The organism is Sorangium sp. So ce185 (genome assembly GCF_051526825.1).
Classification (GTDB): Bacteria; Myxococcota_A; Polyangia; order Polyangiales; family Polyangiaceae; genus Sorangium; species Sorangium cellulosum_D.
Genome location: NZ_CP150316.1, coordinates 8264412 through 8286194 on the forward strand (window position 1 = coordinate 8264412; position 21783 = coordinate 8286194).

Below are 21783 nucleotides of genomic sequence, written 5' to 3' on the forward strand. Positions count from 1 at the left end.
AGGCATGGGTCCGTTAGGCGGCGACGGTCACCGCTGCTCCGTCGAGCTTGGCTTCGCGGATGTGGTCGAAGGTGGCGAGCGCCTGACCCACGACCTGGTCCATGTTGTAGTACCGGTACGTCGCGAGCCGCCCGACGAAATGCACGTTCGGCGTCGCGTCGGCGAGGGCCTTGTACTTCCGGTAGATCTCCGCGTTCTCGGGCCGCGGCACCGGGTAGTAGGGGTCGCCCTCGGCCCTCGGGAACTCGTACACGATGCTCGTCTTCGGGTGCTGCTGCCCCGTGAGGTACTTGAACTCCGTGATGCGGGTATACGCGTGCTCGTTCGGGTAGTTGACGACCGCGCCGGGCTGGAAGGTCTCCTTGTCATGCGTCTCGAACTTGAACTCCAGGGAGCGGTAAGGGAGCTTCCCGTAGCGGAAGTCGAAGAAGGAGTCTACCGGGCCCGTGTAGATCATCTCCTTGAAGCTCACCTCGTTCATGATGTCGCGGTAATCTGTGTTCAGGAGAATCCGGATCTTCTTGTGGTCCAGCATGTTCTCGAACATCCGCGTGTAGCCGCGCAGCGGCATGGCCTGGAACTCGTCCGTGAAGTACCGGGAGTCGTAGTTCGTGCGCGCCGGCACGCGCGAGGCGACCGAGGCGTCGAGCTCCGACGGGTCGAGCCCCCACTGCTTGCGCGTGTAGTTGCGGAAGAACTTCTCGTAGAGCTCCCGGCCCACCTTGCTGACGACCGCGTCCTCGGAGGTGCGGCAGTGCTTGATCGGCTCGGCGACGCGGGCGAAGAACGCCTCGACCTCGGCGGGCGAGTAGTTGGTCCCGTAGAGGGCGTTGACCGTATCCACGTTGATCGGGAACGGGACGAGCTTGTCGTCGACGTGCGCGAGCACGCGGTGCTCGTACGGGCGCCACTCCGTGAACTGCGACAGATAGCGGAAGATCCGCGGCGACGCGGTGTGGAAGATGTGGGGGCCGTACTTGTGGATGAGGACCCCGGCGTCATCGTGGTAGTCGTACGCGTTGCCGCCGATGTGCGGACGCTTGTCGCACAGGAGGACCGACTTGTTCATCTGCGAGGCAAGGCGCTCGGCGAGCACGCTGCCAGCGAACCCGGCACCTACGATCAGAGTGTCGAACACGGTACGTTCCCTTCCGCCCGGACAGCCGCCGGACGCTTGGATTGGAGTGCGTCAGCGATGAGCTTCGACATCGAGCGCCACGTCTTGTCCCACGACGTCGCGCTCACCATCTCGTCCGCGATCGCGATGTGCTCCTCGCGCGGCCCCGCGAGCGCTGCGAGGGCCGCGGCGACGAACGTGGAGGCGTCGGCGATGTGCACCGCCTTCTTCTCGCCGTAGGGCGTGACCACGTCGCGGATGGCGGTGGAGACGACCGGCTTGCCCGCGGCGAGGTACTCGAGCGTCTTCGTCGGGCTGATGAACCGGGTCGCCTCGTTGAGCGCGAACGGCATGAGTGCGACGTCCCAGCCGCCGAGGTAGGCCGGAAGATCCTGATATGACTTCTGGCCGAGCCAGTGGATGTTCGGCAGCCGGGGCAGCGTGGCCGGGTCGATCTTCACGACCGGCCCCAGCATGACGAGCTGGAAGTCGGGGCGCTCCTTGGCCACGCGGGCGACGAGCTCGACGTCGAGCCGCTCGTCGATGACGCCGAAGAACCCGAGCCGCGGCCTCGGGATGTCGCGCTGGTCGTCCGGGTCCGCGGCGTGCTCGCGCGCCCTCGCGAAGTGGGCCGCGTCGACGCTGCTCGGGAAGGCGTGCACCGACGGGTGCTGGGCGCGCTTCGCCTCGTAGAGGCTCTGGCCGCCGGTGAACACGAGATCGGCGCGCGCGAAGAGCTCCCGCTCCCGCTCCCGGAGGATGGGCGGGGCGCCGCGGAAGGCGGAGAGCTCATCCATGCAGTCGTAGACGACGAGCGACGGCTCCACGTCCGCGGCGATCGGCAGCGACATCGGCGTGTAGAACCACAGGATCGGCTGCCGGACGTCCTGCTCCCGCACGAAGGAGTTGAGCAGGCGGCGCTGCTGCGCGAGGGCCTCCTCCTGCTCGGTGCCGTGGCGGAGGTGGGGGACGACGACGGTGAGATTGGCCTCGATGTGCCTCGCCTCGAGCCTCGGGGGCCCGTCCTCGAACACGGGCTCTTCGACGAAGTAAACCCGCCTCTCCTGCGCGAAGCGGCTCATCAGATGGTTCGGTCGCTGGAAGACGAAGTTCCAGCGCAGGTGCGACAAACAGATGAGATCGGGCCCGACCTGCTTCATCTTGTCTCCGATTTCTGTGAATTGAGAACGTACCGCGCCGTTTTTTAGCATTTTAGCAATTTACGGGCCGACGACGGGATGAAGCCATTGACGGGGACATCGCGGCCGGGCCGCGCGGCCGCCGTGAAACGCGCGGCAATCCGCTACATGGGCTGGGCAGAGCGCTGAACATCGAAGTACGCTCGCCGGCGCCATGATCGCTGGACGCGAGAACCGGCGAACTTGCCACAGATGAGGCAAAACGCGCCGCGTTCGGGCGTTTCCTGTGGGGCCTTCACAAAAGATGCAACCTGCGCCGCGCCCTTCGACGCGCCTCCGGGCGCGAGCGCAGTGTCGTAGATGCACGATGCTTGCCGGAGCGCTCGGGAGTGCCCCTCATGCAGCGGAGCTAAGGAGAGATCCGGATACGAGCTAGGGTATCGCCTGATCGACCACCGCAGTGCGGCCGCGTTTCGTGAGCGCGCGCGGCCGGGTCCTCGACAGGGCGGATGAGAAATGCGCTCGATTTGAAGGAATGAACCTCGCTCCCGACTTCGCGTCGAGCGACGCGCTTACCGCTCGTCGGGCGCCATCCACTTGTACTCGACGGTCGGGCGCCAGGCGGCGAGCAGCCCCAGGAGCGCCTCGGCGTCGCTCTCGACCTGGAGCATCGCGCGGTGGCCCGGCTTGAGGAACCGCTCGGCCACCACATGATCCAGAAAGGCGATCAGCGGCCGGTAATACCCGGCGACGTCGAGCAGCCCGACCGGCTTCTCCTGAGACCCGAGCTGCGTCCAGGTCCACACCTCGAACAGCTCCTCCAGCGTCCCGATGCCCCCCGGCAGGGCGATGAAGGCGTCGGAGAGCGCGGCCATCTTCGCCTTGCGCTCGTGCATCGTCTCGACCACGTGGAGCTCCGTCAGGCCCCGGTGCTCGATCTCGCGCTGGTTGAGGAAGTGGGGGATGACGCCGATCGCCTCCCCGCCGGCCGCGAGCACCGCGTCGGCGACCGCGCCCATGAGCCCCACGTGGCCGCCCCCGTACACGAGCCCGATCCCTCGCGCGGCCAGGAGCTCCCCGACCTGAACGGCCGCCGCGCGGTAGGCCGGCGACGCGCCGGCGCTCGACCCGCAATAGACGCAGATCCTTGAGAGTTTCCTCATCGCCCGAGCCTACGCCGGCGGGCGGGCTCGTTCCAGGGCCGCCCGCTTCGCGGCGTCGCCCCACGCTGCGTAGCCTGGCCGCCCGCTGCGTAGCCTTGGCCGCCCGCTGCGTAGCCTGGCCGCCCGCTGCGTAGCCCGGCCGCCCGCTGCGCGGCCAGGCACCGCGCGGGCAGCGCGGTGCCGTGGCCGGCCGCTCACTCCTTGTCGAGCTTGCCGACGAGGCTCAGCGTGAAGAACGCGCCCATGTACTTGAAGTGCGGGCGCACCTGCATGTCGACCTTGTACCAGCCGGCGTTGCCCGGCACCTCGGTCACGATGATCCTCGCCTTGCGGAGCGGCCGGCGCCCGCGGGTCGCGGCGGAGACGACGTCCTGATCGGCGACGTACTGGCCGATCCACTCGTTCAGCTCCCTCTCGAGGTCGGCGCGCTCCTTCCACGTCCCGATCTGCTCGCGCTGCAGCACCTTCAGGTAGTGCGCGATGCGGCACATGATGAACATGTACGGCAGCTGCGTCCCGAGCCGGTAGTTCATCTCGGCCGCCCTGCCCTCCTCGCTCTGCCCGTAGAACTTGGGCTTCTGCGCCGAGTTCGCCGAGAAGAAGCAGGCGTTGTCCGAGTCCTTGCGGAACGTGAGCCCGATGAAGCCCTCCTCGGACAGCTCGAACTCGCGCCGCTCGGTGAGCATGATCTCGGTCGGGATCTTGGTCTGGATCTCGCCCATCGCCTCGTACTGATGAAGCGGCAGGTTCTCCACCGCGCCGCCCGCCTGCGGGCCGATGATGTTCGGACACCAGCGGTACTTGGCGAAGCTGTCGGCGAGCCGGGTGGCGAAGGCGTACGTCGCGTTGCCCCAGCAGTACGCGTCGTGCTTGCCGATCACGTCCTCTTCGTAGTTGAACGCCTTCACCGGGACGGTGTTGGCGCCGAAGGGCAGGCGGAGCAGGAAGCGCGGCATCACGAGGCCGACGTAGCGCGAGTCCTCGGTCTCGCGGAACGCGTTCCACTTCGTGTACTGCGGCCCCTCGAAGAGCGCCTTCAGGTCCTTCAGGTTGGGCAGCCCGATGAAGTCCTTGAGGCCGAAGAACTGCGCGCCCGCCGCCGCGATGAACGGCGCGTGCGACATCGCCGCGACGGCGGCGCACTTCTGGAGCAGCGCGATGTCCTGGGGGCCGGGGCCGAACTCGTAGTTCGCGATGATCGCGCCGACCGGCTTGCCGCCGAACTGGCCGAACTCCGCCGAATAGACGAGCTTGTACAGGCCGCTCTTCGGCACCTCGGGGGCGTCCTCGAAATCGGCGAGGAGGTCCTCCTTGGAGCAGTTGAGCATCTCGACCTTGACGTTCTCGCGAAAGTCGCAGCGGTCGATGACGAACTTGAGGCCGCGCCAGGCGGACTCGAGCTTCTGGAAGCTGGGGTGGTGGAGGATCTCGTCGATCTGCCGCGAGAGCTTGACGTCGATCTCCGCGATCAGCGCGTCGACGAAGGCCTTGTCGACCTTCTCACCCTCGCGCCGCGGGGCGACGAGCTCCGAGATGAAGGCCTGCACGCCCCGCTTGGCGATCTCGTACCCCTCGTCGCCGGGCGTCATCTTCGTCTCGGCGAGGATCTCGTCGAGCAGCGACCCTCCCTCCAGGGTCTGGACGCCTGCGCTCCCCGCGGCCTGTGTCTCCGTCGCCATCGCTCACTCCCCTTCCTTGTCGAGCCCGAGCTCGCTCACGATCTTGTTGCGCTGAGCCGGGTCGCTCAGGATCTGCTGAATCTTGTTGCGGAACGCCTTCTCGTTCCCGAGCGGCCCCTTGAGGGCCGTCAGCGCGGCGCGCAGGTCGAGGAGCTTCTTGAGCTCCGGCACCTGGGTCGCGATGGCCTCGGGCTCCATGTCGCTCAGCCGGCGGAACTTGAGGTTGACCGTGAGCTCGCTGTTCTCCTGCTCGGACAGGACGTCCTTGACGTTGAAGGTGAGCGCGAGCTTCTGCTCGCTCATGACCTTCTGGAAGTTGTCCTTGTCCACGTTGATCGGCTTGCGGTCCTCGAGGGGCCGCGGATCCGGGCGCTGCGTGTAGTCGCCGAGCATCAGGAGCTTCAGCGGCAGCTCGACGTCCTCCTTCGCGTTCCCCGTGGCCGGCTTGTACGTGATGTTCACGCGCTCCTTCGGCGCGACCGATCCCTCTTTCATCGCAGGCTCCTTTCCCCGTCAGCAGCGGGCGGAGCGCCCGCAGGCCGTACGAGCATAGACCAAAACCCCGGCCCTCCGGGCAAGCTTCTCGGCGCGACGCGCATCCGCCTTCTCATCGTCCTCGGCCGCCCCCTCGTCCCCGCCTCGCCCCCCGTCGGGGCCCTCAGACCCCCAGCGAAAGTTTCAGGGCGAGCGCAGCGTCGAGCTGGCAGACGCGCTCGAAGCAGAGCACCTCCTTCGCCCTGGCCTCGGGGGTGACGTCGTCGCGCTCGTTCAGGGCGCGGTAGCATGTATGGAGCGCGGCGTAGAGCTCCGCGCAGAGATCCGGCTGCCAGGTGGTGAGTCGGTGGTGCTCGACGATGTGCTCCAGCGCCTCGAGCTGCGCGCGCGCCACGAGGAACTGGGACAGCTCGACGTTGATCTGCGCCATCGCGAGCCGCACGCGGAAGCGGTCCAGCGCCGACGGAGCGGCGGCCGCCGCCTTCTCGAGGAGGACCATCGCGTCGACGGGCTGCTCGTTCGCGACGAGCCCGCGGGCCTCGGAGAGCGGCTTGTCGAGGTAGCTCCGCGGCCTCGCGGGGGCGCCGGCGCCCCCCGAGCCGAAGGCGGCCGCCACGTCGTTCGAGAGCCAGGTCTGCGTCTCGGCGTCCGCGAACGGCGTGCCGTCGTTGAACTTGAGCGTCGCCAGGAGCGGCGCGCGGAGCATGAGGACGCCCATCTCGACGAGCACGGCCCGCCGGGCGTCGGCGTAGTCGTCGCCGAGCTGCTCGAGCGCGTTCGCCGCGTACCGGTGCGGATCGAGCCAGAGGGGGTAGCTCTGCGCGTACTCGTCGACGAGCGGCAGGATGTCGGCGAACGCCCTCTGGCTCGTCAGCGCCGGGAGCGCCCGCTGCACGTGATCGGGCGGCGGCGGGACCCCGGTGGTGCTGTTCGGGGATCCGGCCCCGGGGTCGTCGAGGATGTCGATCCAGAGCCCGATGCGGAGGACGCGGTACGCGGCCGCGCGCTTCGGGTTCGTCGCCCGGAGCGCGTCGCCCGCGCGCGCGATCAGGGGCGCGCAGCGGCCGAGGACGGTGAGCGCGGAGTCCTCGTCGACGATCGCCTCCAGGCTGAGCCCCGGGCTGCTCGTGACGACGACTTGCGGCGGCGGCGGCGGCGGCGCCGGCGTGACGATCACCGGCGTGGCCGCCGGCGCCTGGACGATCGCCGCCTCGGCCGCCTTCGGCGGCGGCGGCGGTGGCGGCGGCGGGGGTGGCGGCGGCGGCGGCGCCTCGGCGGGGAGGCTCGCGACGACGCTGCGGATCGCGCTCCGGAGCTGGCCGAAGCCGCCGTAGGCGTCGCCGAGCCGGTTGCTGAGGTCGGCGTCGAGGGCGCGGCTCACCTGGTCGATGGCGTTCACCACGTCGCGCTCCGCGGCGGAGGGCGTCACGCCGGCGAGCGTCGAGGCCGCGATGTCGCCGAACCAGGCGCACAGGTTGCCGCGCGCCTTGGGCCGCCGGAGCGCGGGGTACATCGTGTCCCAGAACGCGTTGTTCAGCTCCTGCACGAGCACGAGCCCGTCGAGCAGGCCGGGGAGCCTGTCGAGCTGCGCCTTCGCCGCCGCGTAGTAGAGCGCGACGCGGAAGTCCTTGGACTTCTCGCTCAGGATCTCGTCGGCGCCGGTCACGACGCGGGACCAGTCGACCTTGCCGCCCGCGAGCGACTGCAGCTTATCGACCTCGTTCTTGAGGGCCTCGAACGCCTCGTCGTAGGTGACGTCGGCGCCGACGCCGCCGTCGATGGGAGCGAACAGCGTCTCGATCCGCGCTTTGGATTTCTGGATGGCGTCTTCAGCGGCCATGGGGCGCGAAGGATATCAAGACGTCCCGAGCGTGGACGGCGAATCGGCGGGCGTCGATGGCGGCGCGCCGGAGCGGCGGCGCACGCGGCGGATCGGGGGTCGTGGGCTCGGGCACGGGCTCAGCCGAGGGCCTCCAGGAAGCTGTCGAGCGACAGGTCGGTGCGGGCGACGAGGGCGTCGAGCTCCGGCCCGAGCGCGTGTCGGGAAACGTGCTCTTCGACCGGCGGGGGTCCGCAGAGGTCGGCGATGTGCTCGGCCTGGGTGGTGGGGGCGATCATCTCGCGGAACGAGCCCACGTGGGGGGGTCCGAGGTGGAGGAGCAGGGTGCGCTGGGGCGTCCAGAACGCGTTCATCAGCGTGCGTCCCCATTTCGACAGGCGGAGGGTCATGTCCATCCACACGGCGGCGGCGTAGGCGTCGCCTGCGCCGAGCGGCAGCCGGAGCGCGAGCCCTGTCCTGGGGAGCTCCTGGCCGCGGAACGGCATCACCGAGTCGAGGATGTTCTGCAGCACCCAGAAGCGGCTCGCGTCGGTGCCGAAGCCTGCGTCCCAGAGCGCCTTCATCGGCTGGGTCTTGAGCCAGGCGCGGTAGGCGGCGTTCGACGCGTCCGGGTCGTCGAGCGACGGCGGCGCGATCTGGGAGACGCGGTGGAGGAAGGCGTCGACGGGCATGGACCGGCCGTTCGTCGCGGCGTCGTGGGCGGCGGCGAGGAGCGGGAACAGGGTGATGGGGAGCGACGGCCCTGCGGCGAGGAGCTGGTCGTAGTCGTACGAGCCGAACACGACGATCGGGTAGAGCCGGCCGGCGTTGTCGCCGCTCGCGGCCCATGCGCCCACGAGCCCGCGGGCGGGCGGCTCGTCGCCCTTCGGGTCGCCGTGGAAGACGAAGAGGCCCAGCGCCGGCTGGTAATACGCATCGAAATGGGGGCCCATGGCGCGCCGGGCGAAATCGATGGACGCGCCCAGCCATCGGTCGAAGGCGGCGAGCTCTTCGCCTCCTGCGTTCAGCCGGATGAAGTCGCCCGTGGCGGGCAGCTTGCCGAAGCAGCCGATCTGCGGCGGAGCGGCTGGGCCCTTCTTGCGGCGCCAGAACATGACGGCCTGGGAGTGAACCACGAACTGCTCACCGAGCGCTACCACCTTCCCGGTTGGTCGTGGTCGCAGCGGGAGCGTGCGGGGAGGGGGCCGTGCGTGCGGGGGCCGGCGGGGGAGGGCCCCGCGAATCCGAGCGCCGGCCCGCATCGCAGCGCCCACCTCACAGCCCAGCTCTCCCGTCCCCACGGCCATAGCCACCAAAAGGCGCGAGTTCGCGGGAGGGGCCCCCGCCGGCCCCCCGCACGACACCCCCTCCCCCGCCGGCTCCGTTGCTGTCCGGATCACCCTTTGCCGAAGCGATCACCGATGCTGGGCGGGCAGTTGGTCGCCCGGAAGAAGCTCGCCGGGAACGGATGGTTCCCGCGGGTCGGCCGGATCTCCATGGTGACGGTCACGGGCGGAGCGGTCATCTGCCAGGTCACCGTGAAGAGCGCGTCGTTGTCTTTCTGGGCGGTCGTGGTCCCGGCCTCGAACAGCCGGAAGATCCCCCAGGGCCCTTCGCGCACGAGCTCCTCGTCGAGCCCGCCTGCGCCGCGCACCTGGATCCTCGCGCCCTTCGCGCCCTCTCCGGGCCAGTTGAAGGTGTGCCAGAACTCCTTCTCGTTGCGATAGAGCCTCTTCTGGCCGTCGACCTCGAAGACCACCTCGCTCACGATGGGGCTGACCGTCTTCATGTTGATGTGGAAGACGACCTTGGGCCCCTCGGCGCCGCCGCCCCCGAAGAGCGCGTCGGTGATCTCGTCCGAGCGCCTCAGGCAGTTGTACAGGTTCGCGTTGAACGGCGTGAACGGCTTCGCCGCTTGCGGCTGCCCCGACAGGTGCGACTTCGGGAAGTACTCGTGCCCGACCTGGTAGTGGAAGCCCTTCAGGTACGTCTCGTAGAAGCCCCAGAGCACGCCGTCCTTCGGCTTGAAGAAGGCCATCGCGTCCTCGAGCGAGGCGTCGCGGGAGGAGGCGAGGTTGAACGGGTACCGGTCCTTGATCTTGTCGCGGTAGTGCGGCCAGACCTCGACCTCCCAGATGCCGCTCGCCGCGCCGCCGGCGCGCCGCACGACCGCCTTGTACGCCTGCCGGAGGGGGTTCATGAGGAGCGGCTCCATCAGCCGCTGCCCGGTCTGGTCCATCGAGAGCAGGAGCGTCTGGGTCTCTTTCACCGCGTCCTGGAACGCCTCCGTCGCCCTCGAGGTGTCCGTGTCCGGCGGCCCGTCCTCGACGACGCTCATCTCCCCGGCGAGCCGCTCGAGGTGGCCGACGTACTGGCCCAGCTTGGGCGGAGGCGGCGGGGGCTGCCCTTCCTCCGCCGGCGCCGCCGGCACCCCGAAGCCCGCCATCGACTCGAACTTGTCGGGCACCGGGTCGTAGTGCTCGCGCCCGCCCTGCCCCGGGAGCATCGAGCCGATCTGCACGTTCGTCCGCCGCTCGACCCGCTGCGCGAACATGTCCTTGGCCCTGTCGATGATGCCGCCGTCCGCGGTGAGCACGTTCGGCTTCTCCACCGGGAACTGCGTCTCGTCGTGGAGCCGCTGGAGCAGCCGCCGGTAGGGCCAGTCGGGCGTGGAGAGGACCCGGAACTCGTGGATCGCGTCCCGGTTCGTCTTCGGGATGTCGACCTGGATGTCGCGGAAGAACGCCTCCCACTGCGCGATGTACGCGTTGTCGTAGTCCTGCCGGACGCGGTCGAGCTCCTTCTGGATCTGATCGCCGCTCCGTTTCTCGTCGTTCGACAGCGGGAGCACCCAGAGCTCGCGCTCGAGCTTCTTCCTCCCCTCCTTGAGCGACTCGAGCACCTGCGCGTGCCCCTTGGCCGTGTAGGGCCCCTCCACCTTGAACCAGGGCCCGCCCCGGTTCTTCTGCGCGCTGTGGATGACGGTCAGCACCTCGGGCCGGTCCGCGAACATCTCGTCCAGGGACACCGGCGGGTACTTCAGGTTCTCCGGCGTGTTCGGCCCCGACTCGTCGTACTTCTGGTCGATCAGGCTCGTCACGAACTGGTCGTAGTAGCGCTTCGTCGGGTCGACCCGCAGGAGATCGGCCCGCGCCCTCGCGATGAGCGGATCGTTCAGCTCCTCGGCCTCGAGCTTGTTGCGCCGCACGAGGTCGATGTAATAGGCGACGTGCGGCGTGAGCCGCTCCTTGAGGTCGCTCTCGGGCATGTCGGTGAACGGCTTCAGGATGTCGGCCCAGACCTGGACCAGCCGGCCGGTCTGCCACCGCGCCGCCTGCTCATCCATGTGTTCCTGGAAGCCCTTGCCGAGCAGGAGGTAGCTGCGCAGGGCGTTGTAGCCGTCCAGGAACTCCCCGTCGCGCACCCGCTCGAGCTTCGCCTCGAGCTGCGCCTTCGCCGGGCCGACGAACCCCTGCTTCAGGCTCTTGATGTACTGCCCCATCGTCGGCGGGAAGAGCTTGTCCCCCTGGAACATGAACCAGCCATGGTCGAGGGGCGTGTTCTCGACGTACTGATCGAGCTTCCCCACGTGCCCCTGCAGCCGGTCGAGCTTGTCGATGTTCGCGGGCACGTTCGGCGGGGCGCCGCTCCGCCCGGACCAGTCCACGAACGCGATCTCGTCCGAGATGCGCCTCGTCTCGGCGACGAGCGCCCTGTTGTTGAAGTACGAGATCACCGCCGGGAGCAGGAACAGGAGGGCGACGAACGCCGCCACCGCCGCCACCAGGATCCGCTGCAAGCGGCGCCGCCGGAGCTCGGCCTCGCTGCGCGCCGCGAGATCCTGATCGGGGAAGACGACGTTCGTGAAGACGTCGTGCAGGAAGAAGCTCTTCGACTCCTTCGGGAGCGCCGCCTCCTCCTCGCCCTCGCCGAGCGCCGCGCGCAGCCCGAACGCCCGGCCCATCGCCCCGACCACGCGATCGAGCGGCCGCCCCTCCTGGACGCCGCTCGTGAAGTAGAACCCGCGCAGGATCGGCGCGGGGGCCGCGCCGGCCCCGGGCGCGAACGCCGCCGCGATGAAGTCCGAGAGGTTGCGCTTCACCGCCGCGAACTCGAGCGGGAACTGGTAGGCCTTCTCCTTCACGTCGCGGCTCCGCTCGCCGATGAGCCGCTTCGTCAGGCGGGCGTGGAGCCGCTCGATGAGCACGTCGAACTCGCGATCGAAGATCTTGCCGGGCTCGGACTTGCCCTCGTCGAGCCGCACGGTGGCGCCCCAGGCCTGGGCGCGCTCGCTCTTCTTCAGGTCGCCGAAGTACTCGGTGAAGCCCGCCACGAGGTCGGTCTTCGTGAAGAGCACGTAGACCGGCAGGGTCATGTGCAGCGTCCGCTGCATCTCGTCGATGCGCGCGCGGATCTTCTTGCCGGTCTGATCGATCTGGTCGTCGCTCGCGTCGAGCAGCTCGCTCATGCTCACCGCGACGATGACGCCGTTGAGCGGCTTGTGCTCGCGGTACTGGAGCAGGAGCTCGAGGAACGCCATCCACTCGTCGTGGTCGTCGCTCTCGGTCGTGTACCTGCCGGCGGTGTCGAGGAGGATCGCCTCGTTCGTGAACCACCACTCGCAGTTGCGGGTGCCGCCGACGCCGCGCACGCCGGTGCGCTCCGGGTCGATGTACGGGAACACGAGCCCCGAGTGGCGGAGCGCGGTGGTCTTGCCGGCGCCGGGCGGGCCGACCATCACGTACCAGGGCAGGACGTACAGCGCGTCGGCGCCGCGCCGGCCGCCGCCGAGCTTCGAGGCCTTCAGCGCGGCGATGCCCTCCTGCATCTGCCGGCTCAGCTCCTGGATCTCGGCGCGCCGCTCCGGCTTCGCGTTGATCACCTGCTCCTGCGCCTGCTGCGCGATCGCCTTCTCGAGCGCCCGCGCGGCGCGCGCCGCCCGGATCCGCCGGTAGATCGCGAGCCCCGCCAGCAGCAAGAGGACGGCCGCCGTCGCCGCGATCGGGATCTCGATCGGCAGCACCTCGGCCCCCTCCCCTCCCGCGGGGCGCAGCATGAACCATACTCCCCACACGGCGGCGAGGAACAGGGCGCTCAGGATCCACAGCCACATCGGAAGTCTCCCTCGGGAACAACAGAGGACGGGCGGAGTCGCCTAGGTCCCTGTGCTGATCAGCTTCTTGATCTGGTCGGCCACGCCCTCCGCGTCCGAGGCCACGACGAGCCGGAGCACGATGACCACGAGGACGGCCAGCACGAGCAGGCCGAGCGCGATCGCCAGGTAGGGCAGCTCGCGGCGCACCGCGCCGGCGCCCCCGTCCTTGCGCTCCGCGTTCGGCGCGAGGACGTCCCCGCCGCCCTCGGCGACGGCGACGTAGTTGCCCACACCCTCGATGACCGCGCCGAGGCCCTCCTGCTGCCGGAGACGATATTTCCCCTGGAAGCCGAGGGCCAAGCACAGGAAGTAGATTTGCGCGACGTGGTTTCTGCCGCGCTGGCCGTAGAGGTTGTCGAGGTTCGTGAAGAACCCGTCGCCGGCCGTGTTCAGCTGGAAGAACTGGAACTGCAGCGGGTTCTGGAGCCACTGCGTCCTGCCGGGCCAGTTCGAGTTGAAGATCACCTCGTCGGCGAAGGCCGCGAGCGCGAACTTCGCGTCGATCATGTCCTGCTCGGGGATGCGGGCCTCCCGCCCGTTCTGCATCATCGTGTCGAACAGGCCGAGGACGCGCCGCTGGAGGATGTCCGGCGCCGGCAGGTCGCGCGAGTTCCTGAGCTGCAGGATCAGCGACAGCACGTCGGAGCAAACAAAGTACATCGTCTGCGAGAGGCTCATGGGCTCCTCACCCGGATGGGGCGGCCAGGCACGATCACTTCCCCGTCGGGACCCCGATCAGCCGGAGGTCGACCTTCTGCGGTTCGATAGGCTGGTAGATGGCGATCGTGCCAGAGCCGAGGATGTCGTTCCAGTAATCGCCGGACTGGTTGACGCGGAGGTAGACGAGCCCCGGCTTGACCGGGATCGCGCCCGGCGGCCGGTACTCGATGGCGACGTTCACGCCGGGCGTCGCGGAGTGCAGGATGTGCCCGATCTGCGTCCACGAGCCGATCTTGAGCAGGCGCGGGAGCCGCTCGCGCAGCGTGGCCTCGTCCGTGCCCTTCGCCTCGAGGAACATCTCGTGGGTGCGCGGCACCTTCGGGTCATCGAACCTGCCAAGGTACATGCCGTCCTCGCGCTTCTCGAGCGGCACGATGATGAACTGGTCCGTGACGACCCCGCTGATGAGCGCGACCGCCCGATCGAACATCGGGTCGAGGACGCCCTCCAGGTCGAGGTAGTTGAACTTGGGGATCGTCGTCGGGTCGCTGTCGGCCGCCGAGAAGGTGCAGAGCTCGCCGATGAGCGAGCCGATGACGACGAAGCACTGCTCCGGGTGCGCGCGGCCGTGGTCGACGAGGTGCGACACGACCGGGATGTACGAGTTCAGGGTGTGGAGCAGCCAGAACTTCGTGAGGTCGGAGGCCTGGAAGTCGACCGACGCCGCGGTGCGCATGCGCCGCCCCTCGACGAGCGACTTCTGCTTGCCGACCAGCGCCGACAGCACCCGCCGGAGGCCGGACATGATGTGGTCGGACGAGTTGATGCGGAGGACCGACGGGATGAAGCTCTTCCGGAGGACGATCGCGCCGGAGCGGTCGCGGGTGAGCTGCGCGATGCGCACGGTCTGGTACGCGTCGCGCGGCTCGGTGCCGAAGATGAGCCGCAGGTTGGTGCGGGCCCAGGTGACCGACGTGTCGTTGCGCCCGGAGTTCACGTCCGGGACCGTCGCCTGGGACGCCACGAACCGCTGGGCCGGCCCCGCCTTCGCCGGGTCGAGGCTGATGTTCGCCGCGGTCTCGCGCAGGTTCGGGATGCCGAGGTAGACGTCGAGATCCTGCAGCGCGGCCGGGAAGGCGCCCTCGAGCGGCCGCGCCTCGACCTGGTCCTCGCCGCGATCGCCGATGAAGAACGGCGTCCCGTCGGGGAAGACGCCGTGGCACTTGACCACCTTGAACTGCCCGGCCGAGAGCGCCCGCTCGTCGAACTGCGCGGACGTGATGCCCCAGTCGTAGCCCACGACCGCGTGGAGGCGCGCGTGGAGCAGCGTCTCGTGGTAGACGTCCGACTGCTGCAGATGCTGAGGGGTCATGAAGAGCCCCTCGGTCCAGACAGGCTTACGCGGGTGGATCATGTCGCCCGTCCAGTCTTATCAGATGTGCCGCGCAGCGCGGCGCGAAAGCTGGCCGCGCGCGGGGCGCCGCGACGCCGGACCGCGCGCGTCGCGCCATCACGCCGCGCCGCGCGCGCCGCGCCGCTCGCCGCTCCCGCGAGCGATCGAGCACCGCATCGAGGACGACCGGGGCGCACCATGGGCCGCTACCGCCTCGGCGCGGACGGCGCCTCCGGCGCGGCCGCCTTCTTCGGCAGGTTGAGCCGCCGCACGGCGGTCGCGTTGGGGAACATCGACTCGTCCATCTCGACCCCGTTGTCGATCTTTGTCGAGTCGATGAAGAACGCGACCCGCGGGTCGGCCACGGGCGGCCCCGCGTCGCTCTCGCGCCCGCCGCACTGGGCCTCTCCGGGCGGCAGCGGGAACTCGTAGAACGTCTTCCAGCTGCTCCCCTTCGGGCTGTGGAACAGGGCGGCGCCGACGAGGTGGCTCGCGTCCGGCAGGCGCTCGAACTTCACCTCGACGAGGTCGTTCGGGAAGACCTCGACCTCGTCGACCTTGGCGAGGTCGTCCTCGAGCGTCTCCTTGTCCCGGAGCAGGATCTGATCGTACGTCGCGTTCTCCATGCGCGCGCTGCTCTTCAGCTGGTAGAGCCGCACGACGACGGGCCGCGGGTTGCCGTTCTCGTTGGGGTTGATGTTGTCGGACGCGTAGATCGACAGCGTCACGATCTGGACGTCGCACGGCTCGGGGGCGGCGGGCGGTGGCGCGGGGGACGTGCAGCCCGCCACCGCCGCGGGCAGGCCGGCGAGCGCGGCGGCGGCGAGCGTCGCCGCCGCGACCAGCGCGGCGGCCCTCCCCGGGGCCGCCCCGCGGAGGAGCGACGCCGGCCCGGGTCGAGGCGCCGGCCTGCGCGGCGGGCCCTCCCCCGCGGGGGAGGGCGAACGCGGCTCCCCGAGCCACATCGAACGCTGTAGGAGCTTGGCGAACGCGACCATGCTCCGCCCAATTTATGCGGAGTCTCACGGCCCGTACAACTTTCGGTGCGCGGGCGCGGTCGATTAGTCCGAGAACGACACCGTGAAGTTCTTCTCGGCGTCGACCCCGATCTGGAGCCGCTTCGGGAGCGGGCCCTCCGCCATCTTCTCGAGGACGGCGACCGAGAGCTGCGGCAGGAGCGACGCCCGGAGGATGTGATCGATGTTGCGCGCGCCCGTGTCGACCTCGGTGCAGCGCGCGGCGATCGTGTCGACGAGCGCGTCCGAGTACGACGCCTCGATCCGCTGGCTCTTGCGCAGGCGATCGACGAGCGCGTCCAGCTTGAGCCGCGTGATCTCGCCGAGCGCGTCGGGCGAGATCGGCAGGTACGGCACCGTCGTCATGCGGGCGAGCAGCGCCGGCTTGAAGTGCGCCGAGAGCGTCGGCTTGATCGCCTCGACCACCTCCTTGATGAACTCGCCGTCGGCGTCGAGCCGCCGCGCCGGGTCCTCCTCGCGCGCGGCGATCGTCATGTTCGTGATCTTGTCGGTCGCGAGGTTGCTCGTCAGGATGATGACCGTGTTCTTGAAGTCGACGAGCCGCCCCTCGCCGTCGCTCAGCATGCCCTTGTCGAACACCTGGTAGAACAGGTTCAGCACGTCGGGATCGGCCTTCTCGACCTCGTCGAGGAGCACGACCGTGTAGGGCCGCTGGCGCACGGCCTCGGTGAGCATGCCGCCCTCGCCGTAGCCGACGTAGCCGGGCGGCGAGCCGATGAGCCGGGAGACCGTGTGCTTCTCCTGGAACTCGGACATGTTGATGACGGTCATCATCCGCTCGCCGCCGAACATGAGGTCGGCGATGCCGAGCGCGGTCTCCGTCTTGCCGACGCCGCTCGGCCCGACGAGCAGGAACACGCCCTGCGGCGTGCTCAGCGGCTTCAGGCCCGCGCGCGCGCTCCGGAGCTCCTTCGAGATGGTCACGATGCCGTGCGTCTGCCCCTTGATCCGCCGGGTCAGCCGGTCCTCCATCTCGAGGAGCGCCTTCACGTCGTCCTGGACCATCTTGCCGACGGGGATGCCCGTCCACGCCGCCACGACGCTCGCCACCATCGCCTCGTCGACGTCCGGCCGGATCAGCGGCACCTCGCCCTGGCTCTGCTTGAGCTCGTCGAGGGCCTTCACCACCTCGCGGCGGGCGGCGTCGCGCTCCTCGTTCGACTTCGCCTCGTCCATCTTCTTGCGGGCGTCGATGACCTTCTGCGTGCCGGCCGTCTCCTTCGCGTAGGCGGCGCGCACCTCCTCGAGCTCGGCCTTCGCCTTGGCGAGGCGGTCCTTGAGCTCGGCGACCCGCTCGGCGTCGATGTGCACGCCCTTGTCCCGATCGCGCTCGAGCGCCTTGAGCTCGGTCTCGGTGTTCACGATGAGGATCTCGGCGTCCTCGACCGCGGCGGGGCGCTGCTGCAGCGCGACCTTCACCCGCGCCGCGCACGTGTCGAGCAGGTCGACCGCCTTGTCCGGCAGCTGCCTGCCGGTCAGGTAGCGCGCCGAGAGCCGCACCGCGGCGGTCACCGCCTCGTCCTGGATGATGACGTTGTGGGCCTGCTCGAACTTCGGCCGGAGCCCGCGGAGCATCACGACGGCGGCCGGCTCGCTCGGCTCGTCGACCTTGACGGGCTGGAAGCGCCGCTCCAGCGCCGCGTCCTTCTCGAAGTACTTCTTGTACTCGCTCCACGTCGTGGCCGCGATCGTGCGGAGCTCGCCGCGGGCGAGCGCCGGCTTGAGCAGGTTGGCCGCGTCGCCGCCGCCCTGCTGGCCGCCCGCGCCGATGAGCGTGTGCGCCTCGTCGATGAAGAGGATGATCGGCTTCGGCGACCCCTTCACCTCGGCGATCACCTGCTTCATGCGGTTCTCGAACTCGCCCTTCACGCCGGCGCCCGCCTGGAGCAGGCCCATGTCGAGCCCGAGGATGTCGACCCCTTGCAGGAGCGGCGGCACCTTCGGGTTCTCCGGCGTGCTCTCGACGATGAGCAGCGCGAGCCCCTCGACGAGCGCCGTCTTGCCGACGCCCGCGTCGCCGACGATGATCGGGTTATTCTTGCGGCGCCGCGCGAGGATGTCGATGACCTGCCGGATCTCCCGCTCGCGGCCGAAGATCGGATCGATCTGCCCCGCGCGCGCCTTGCCGGTGTAGTCGACGCAGAACTTCGCCAGGGCCGAGTCGGGCCCGGCGCTCGCCATGCCGGCCGGCAGCTTCCCCGCCCCGGGCGCGCCCGCGGACGCCGCGGCGGCCTCGGCCTCCTCCTTCGAGCCGGAGACGATCTTGGAGAGATTGGTCTTGAGATCGTCTTTCGAGATGCCCTCGAGGTAAGCGCCGATGCCGCTCACCGAGTACCGGGTCGGCTGCTGGACGAGGCGCTGGAAGAGCACGCCGCTCCGCACCCGCTGGTAGCCATACTCCATGGATCCGACGAGATAGGCGTCCTGCATCCACTCGAGCATCGTCGGAGAGAGCACCGGCCTGCCGGCGTTGCCCTTCCTCAGCTCCTCCAGGCTGCGCTGGAGCGCGGCGCGGAGGTGCGACGGGTCGAGATCATAGTGGGATACGAGAAACGCGATGTCGGAGTTCGCGTCGTCGAGCAGCGCGAGGAGCAGGTGCTCGAGCGTGACCTCGTAGTGGCGCGCGTTGACACACTGGCCAATCGCCGCCTCGAGGGCTGAAGTGCAGTTCTTGGTGAGTCGCTTGACGATGGCCTTGGTGTCGACGAGCTGCATGCGAGGCATGCTAACCGAGGCGCGCCCTCGTCCGAAAGCGCCGTCGTCAGCCGCGCCCCTTGGGCTTCTTCTCCGCGGCCTCCGGGGCGCGGCCCTCGCCCCCGCCGGCCTCTCCGCGCTCCCGCGCGGGCGGCCTCGCCCCGCCGCGGGCCGCCTCGACGCGCGGCGCGGCGCCCCGCGACGCCGCCGCCCCGTCTTGGGCCCGCTCGTCCTTCGCCTGCGCGACGGCCGCCTCGCTCGAGGCGACGCGGTCCACCATGTCGGGCCGTATCCGCAGCTTTAGCAGGGCGCCGACGCGGAGCTTCTGGTCCGCGTCAATCCCGTTATCGCGCGCGACGTCCTCGACGTCGATGACGAACTGCCGCGCCACGCCGATCAGCGTATCGCCGGGCCCGACGCGGTAGAGCATCACCTCGCGCGCAGCTCGCCCCGCGCGCGCGGTCCGCGATCGCGCCGGGGCATACGCCGCGTCGTCGTCGTCGGACGGGCTCTCCGCGCCGCCGTCGAGCGAGGCCACCGGGTCGCGCATCGAGCGCCGCTTGCCGCTCGCGGGCCGGTCGTCGCCGTCCGCCGGGTCCGCCGCCCGCCGCCGCGCGGGCTTCGGGAGCAGCGAGAGCAGGCTCTCGTCGTCGAGGCTCCTCCGCCGCGGCGCGAAGTCGCGCCCGCCGAGCAGGTCGATCGGATCGACGATCGACGCGTCGTCCGTGGCGAGCTGCTCCGCGGAGAGCATCGCGGGCAGGGCCGCCTGCGCCCGCGCCAGCGTGTCCGACGGGATCATCACGATGAAGTCCCCCCGGCCGGGCGGCACGCGGTCCCCGAGGATGTCGGGGTTCAGCGATCGCAGCGTCGACGTCGCGACGCCCGCGGCCTTCGCCAGGGTCTTGAGCGGCGTCCCCGGGGGCGCCGCGATCTCGGCGGCGTCGAGCGGCCGGCTCACCTCGACCTGATCGAACCCGAACCGCTCCAGGTTGTTCGCCACGATCGCCGCCGCCCCGATCTTCGGCACGTAGGCGGCCGTCTCCGAGGGGATCGCCTGCTGGCGCGCCAGCTCGTTGAAGTCGGACGTGCCGTACCGATCGATGCGGTCGAGCAGCTGCTCGTAGCCCATGTTGTAGGCCGCGAGCGCGAGATCCCAGCTGCCGAAGCGCATGTAGAGATCGCGCAGGTGGTGGGCCGCGGCCTGCGTGGCGAGGCGCGGGTTCTTGCGCTGGTCGAGGTGCCGCGTCTGCTGCAGCCCGTACACCTCCCCCGTGGCGGGCATGAACTGCCAGAGCCCGACGGCGCCCGCCGGCGACTTCGCCCGCGGGTCGAAGCCGCTCTCGATCATGGCGACCCAGATGAGATCCTCCGGCAGCCGCCGATCGCGGAGCTCGGCCTGGACCATCTCCTGGTAACGCCCGCTCCGCTTCAGCCACGTCTCGAACATCCCCCGGCCGCGGTCGGTCCGCGTGAAGAAGCGGACGTACTTCAGGGTGCGGCGCGACACGGAGAGCCGGAGGTCCGGCAGCTGCAGCTTCGAGAGCGCCTCGGCGCCGGGCGCGTCGAGGTCGTCCGCGTCGTCGGCGTAGCTGCCCTCGGCGGAGAACGCGCGCGGCGGCCGCGAGAAGCTCGGCCGATCCACCTCGCAGGACGCGCCCTCCCGCGCGTCGCGCCCCGCGGCGTCGCGCAGCCGGAGCAGCTCCCGCGACTCGCTCCCCGGCGGCAGCGCCGGCGCGTCGACCCCGCGCGCCGGCGCGGCAATCACCGGCGCGGCGGCGAGCGCCGTGACCTGCGCCCCGGCCTGCGCTCCGCCCAGCTGGTAGGTCGACACCGCCGAGTGGACCGACGAGATCGCCGACTGGGGCGCCGCCATCCCGACCCCGTAGCCAAACGCCAGGGCGGAGACCATGGGAGGGATCTTATGGACGAGGCTCATGTGTGGTTTAAGGTCGCACCATGTAGGCAAGCCCGTCAAGAAAGCGACCGGCTTGCTTTCGCCGTGCGCTGCGGGCTGGTGGGCGGACCACGCGTCGGCGGGATGGCGGCGCGGAGGGGCTTCAGGCACTCCCGTGCGGCGGAGCGGGTCTGCTAGTCTGCACCCATGCCGGCGGCGCTCTCGGCCCGCGTGTCCGACACCCAGGCCAACCAAAGCTTCGAAGCTTCGTTCGAGCGCTTCCCTGTCCGGATCGGCAGGAACCAGCTGAACGACCTTCACATCGACCGGCCGTACATCTCCCAGTTCCATGCGGCGGTGGACGTGCGCGATCGCCGGATCCTCGTCCGCGACCTCGGCTCGACCAACGGGACGATGTTCGCCGGGCACCGGCTGGCGCGCGACACCTCGGTGGACGTGAGCAGCCAGCCGGAGATCACGATCGGCCCGATCCAGATCCGGCTGGCGATCGTCGAGGCGCCGCTGAAGTCGGAGAGCCCGAGCGACGGCACGCTGCTCGGCACGGGCGGCGAGAACCTCTCCGCGCTGCTCCACCCGCAGAAGCGCGCCGCGCCCGGCGGCGAGGACCCGTACCTGCGCCAGGTGGTGCCGTACCTGGAGGCGTACCGGACCGCGTGGGGCGCGGTGTACCGGATGATCTGGGATCACCTCGCGCGCCTCCCGCCCGACGCGCGCCAGAGCTACCTGCGCCGGCTGGGCGAGGAGCACCCGAGCGTGCTCGCGGAGCGTGATTTCCAGAAGATCTCCCAGTACTACGGCGTGGACTACCGCACGCTCGGCGAGCTGGCGCCGGCGAACGCCGCGTTCGCTGCGCTGTCCGAGCTCGCGGGCGCCCTCGCGCCCGGCGCGAAGCCCCCGGACGACGTGGCGGGCATCGTCAACTTCGCGCGGCGGCTCCGCGACACGATGGAGGTCTTCCTGAAGTGCTTCGTGAGCTTGCGCGACGGCTACCAGGAGTTCGAGGCCGAGGTGCTGGCCCGCGATCGCTCCGCGGAGACGGACAACGTCGCGAACGCGAAGGACGCGAAGGAGCTCGGCACGGTCCTGCTCACGCCGGTCGGCGGGCCGGAGGCCGCGCGGCACCTCCACGAGATCTTCGTCGATGTCATGAGCCACCAGATCGCGCTCCTGAACGGCGTGATGGGGGGCGTGAGGTCGCTGCTCGTGAAGCTCGCGCCGAAGACGCTCGAAGAGAAGCTCGAGCGCGAGGGCAAGAAAGGCGGGCTGTTCTCCAGCAAGTACGAGGAGCTCTGGAAGCTCTACGAGCGCCGCCACGGCGACTACTCGGGGGAGGACAAGGAGACGTTTCGGGAAATATTTGGCGAGCAGTTCTCTCGGGCGTACGCTGCGACCGCCGGAGAGGACTACGGGTCAGCCGGCGAGTCGGGAGGCAGGAGCATCGTCCGCTTCCCCGTCTCTGGGAATTCGAACAAACGGTAGCGCCCCAAAACGGCGGGGCTTCGCGCGGCGCGCCGCGC

At 69.8% G+C, this 21783-nt stretch carries 14 protein-coding genes; 1 reads left to right on the top strand and 13 read right to left on the bottom strand.

Annotated features, from left to right (window positions below; translation table 11 throughout):
* Positions 1 to 13: 13 nt before the first annotated feature.
* The 13 genes from glf to WMF26_RS30375 all read right to left on the bottom strand — a co-directional run bounded on the left by glf (position 14) and on the right by WMF26_RS30375 (position 20260).
* Positions 14 to 1138: a UDP-galactopyranose mutase gene (gene glf / locus WMF26_RS30315; protein WP_437331862.1), complete on the bottom strand. Its 1125-nt coding sequence runs from the start codon at positions 1136 to 1138 to the stop codon at positions 14 to 16.
* Positions 1123 to 2277: a glycosyltransferase family 1 protein gene (locus tag WMF26_RS30320; RefSeq protein ID WP_437995539.1), complete on the bottom strand. Its 1155-nt coding sequence runs from the start codon at positions 2275 to 2277 to the stop codon at positions 1123 to 1125. Before WMF26_RS30320 ends, glf begins: the two co-directional genes overlap by 16 nt.
* A 551-nt stretch (positions 2278 to 2828) precedes the next feature.
* Positions 2829 to 3419 carry a TIGR00730 family Rossman fold protein gene (locus tag WMF26_RS30325; protein ID WP_437995540.1) on the bottom strand — a complete coding sequence of 197 codons (591 nt, stop codon included), beginning with the start codon at positions 3417 to 3419 and terminating at the stop codon, positions 2829 to 2831.
* A 194-nt stretch (positions 3420 to 3613) separates the two neighbouring features.
* Positions 3614 to 5098 carry a type VI secretion system contractile sheath large subunit gene (gene tssC / locus WMF26_RS30330; RefSeq protein ID WP_061628583.1) on the bottom strand — a complete coding sequence of 495 codons (1485 nt, stop codon included), beginning with the start codon at positions 5096 to 5098 and terminating at the stop codon, positions 3614 to 3616.
* A 3-nt stretch (positions 5099 to 5101) separates the two neighbouring features.
* Positions 5102 to 5593: a type VI secretion system contractile sheath small subunit gene (gene tssB / locus WMF26_RS30335; RefSeq protein ID WP_437313251.1), complete on the bottom strand. Its 492-nt coding sequence runs from the start codon at positions 5591 to 5593 to the stop codon at positions 5102 to 5104.
* A gap of 163 nt (positions 5594 to 5756) precedes the next feature.
* Positions 5757 to 7433 carry a type VI secretion system protein TssA gene (gene tssA / locus WMF26_RS30340; protein ID WP_437995541.1) on the bottom strand — a complete coding sequence of 559 codons (1677 nt, stop codon included), beginning with the start codon at positions 7431 to 7433 and terminating at the stop codon, positions 5757 to 5759.
* Between the two features lie 119 nt (positions 7434 to 7552).
* Positions 7553 to 8572 carry a type VI secretion system-associated protein TagF gene (gene tagF, locus WMF26_RS30345; protein WP_437331866.1) on the bottom strand — a complete coding sequence of 340 codons (1020 nt, stop codon included), beginning with the start codon at positions 8570 to 8572 and terminating at the stop codon, positions 7553 to 7555.
* A 236-nt stretch (positions 8573 to 8808) separates the two neighbouring features.
* Positions 8809 to 12525: a type VI secretion system membrane subunit TssM gene (tssM, locus tag WMF26_RS30350; RefSeq protein ID WP_437995542.1), complete on the bottom strand. Its 3717-nt coding sequence runs from the start codon at positions 12523 to 12525 to the stop codon at positions 8809 to 8811.
* 42 nt (positions 12526 to 12567) lie between these two features.
* Complete coding sequence (locus WMF26_RS30355; RefSeq protein ID WP_020737975.1) at positions 12568 to 13245, bottom strand: DotU family type IV/VI secretion system protein; 678 nt, start codon at positions 13243 to 13245, stop codon at positions 12568 to 12570.
* Between the two features lie 34 nt (positions 13246 to 13279).
* On the bottom strand, positions 13280 to 14641 hold the full coding sequence (gene tssK / locus WMF26_RS30360; protein WP_061627898.1) for a type VI secretion system baseplate subunit TssK: 1362 nt from the start codon (positions 14639 to 14641) through the stop codon (positions 13280 to 13282).
* Positions 14642 to 14826: 185 nt separating this feature from the next.
* On the bottom strand, positions 14827 to 15618 hold the full coding sequence (tssJ, locus tag WMF26_RS30365) for a type VI secretion system lipoprotein TssJ (protein WP_437995543.1): 792 nt from the start codon (positions 15616 to 15618) through the stop codon (positions 14827 to 14829).
* A 63-nt stretch (positions 15619 to 15681) separates the two neighbouring features.
* Positions 15682 to 18381, bottom strand: coding sequence for a type VI secretion system ATPase TssH (gene tssH, locus WMF26_RS30370; protein ID WP_437949698.1), 2700 nt, complete (start codon positions 18379 to 18381; stop codon positions 15682 to 15684).
* 37 nt (positions 18382 to 18418) lie between these two features.
* On the bottom strand, positions 18419 to 20260 hold the full coding sequence (locus WMF26_RS30375) for a transglycosylase SLT domain-containing protein (RefSeq protein WP_437995544.1): 1842 nt from the start codon (positions 20258 to 20260) through the stop codon (positions 18419 to 18421).
* A gap of 192 nt (positions 20261 to 20452) precedes the next feature.
* On the opposite strand from WMF26_RS30375, the gene WMF26_RS30380 reads away from it, so the two are divergent.
* Positions 20453 to 21745: a type VI secretion system-associated FHA domain protein gene (locus WMF26_RS30380; RefSeq protein ID WP_437949700.1), complete on the top strand. Its 1293-nt coding sequence runs from the start codon at positions 20453 to 20455 to the stop codon at positions 21743 to 21745.
* The last annotated feature ends 38 nt before the right edge of the window (positions 21746 to 21783 follow it).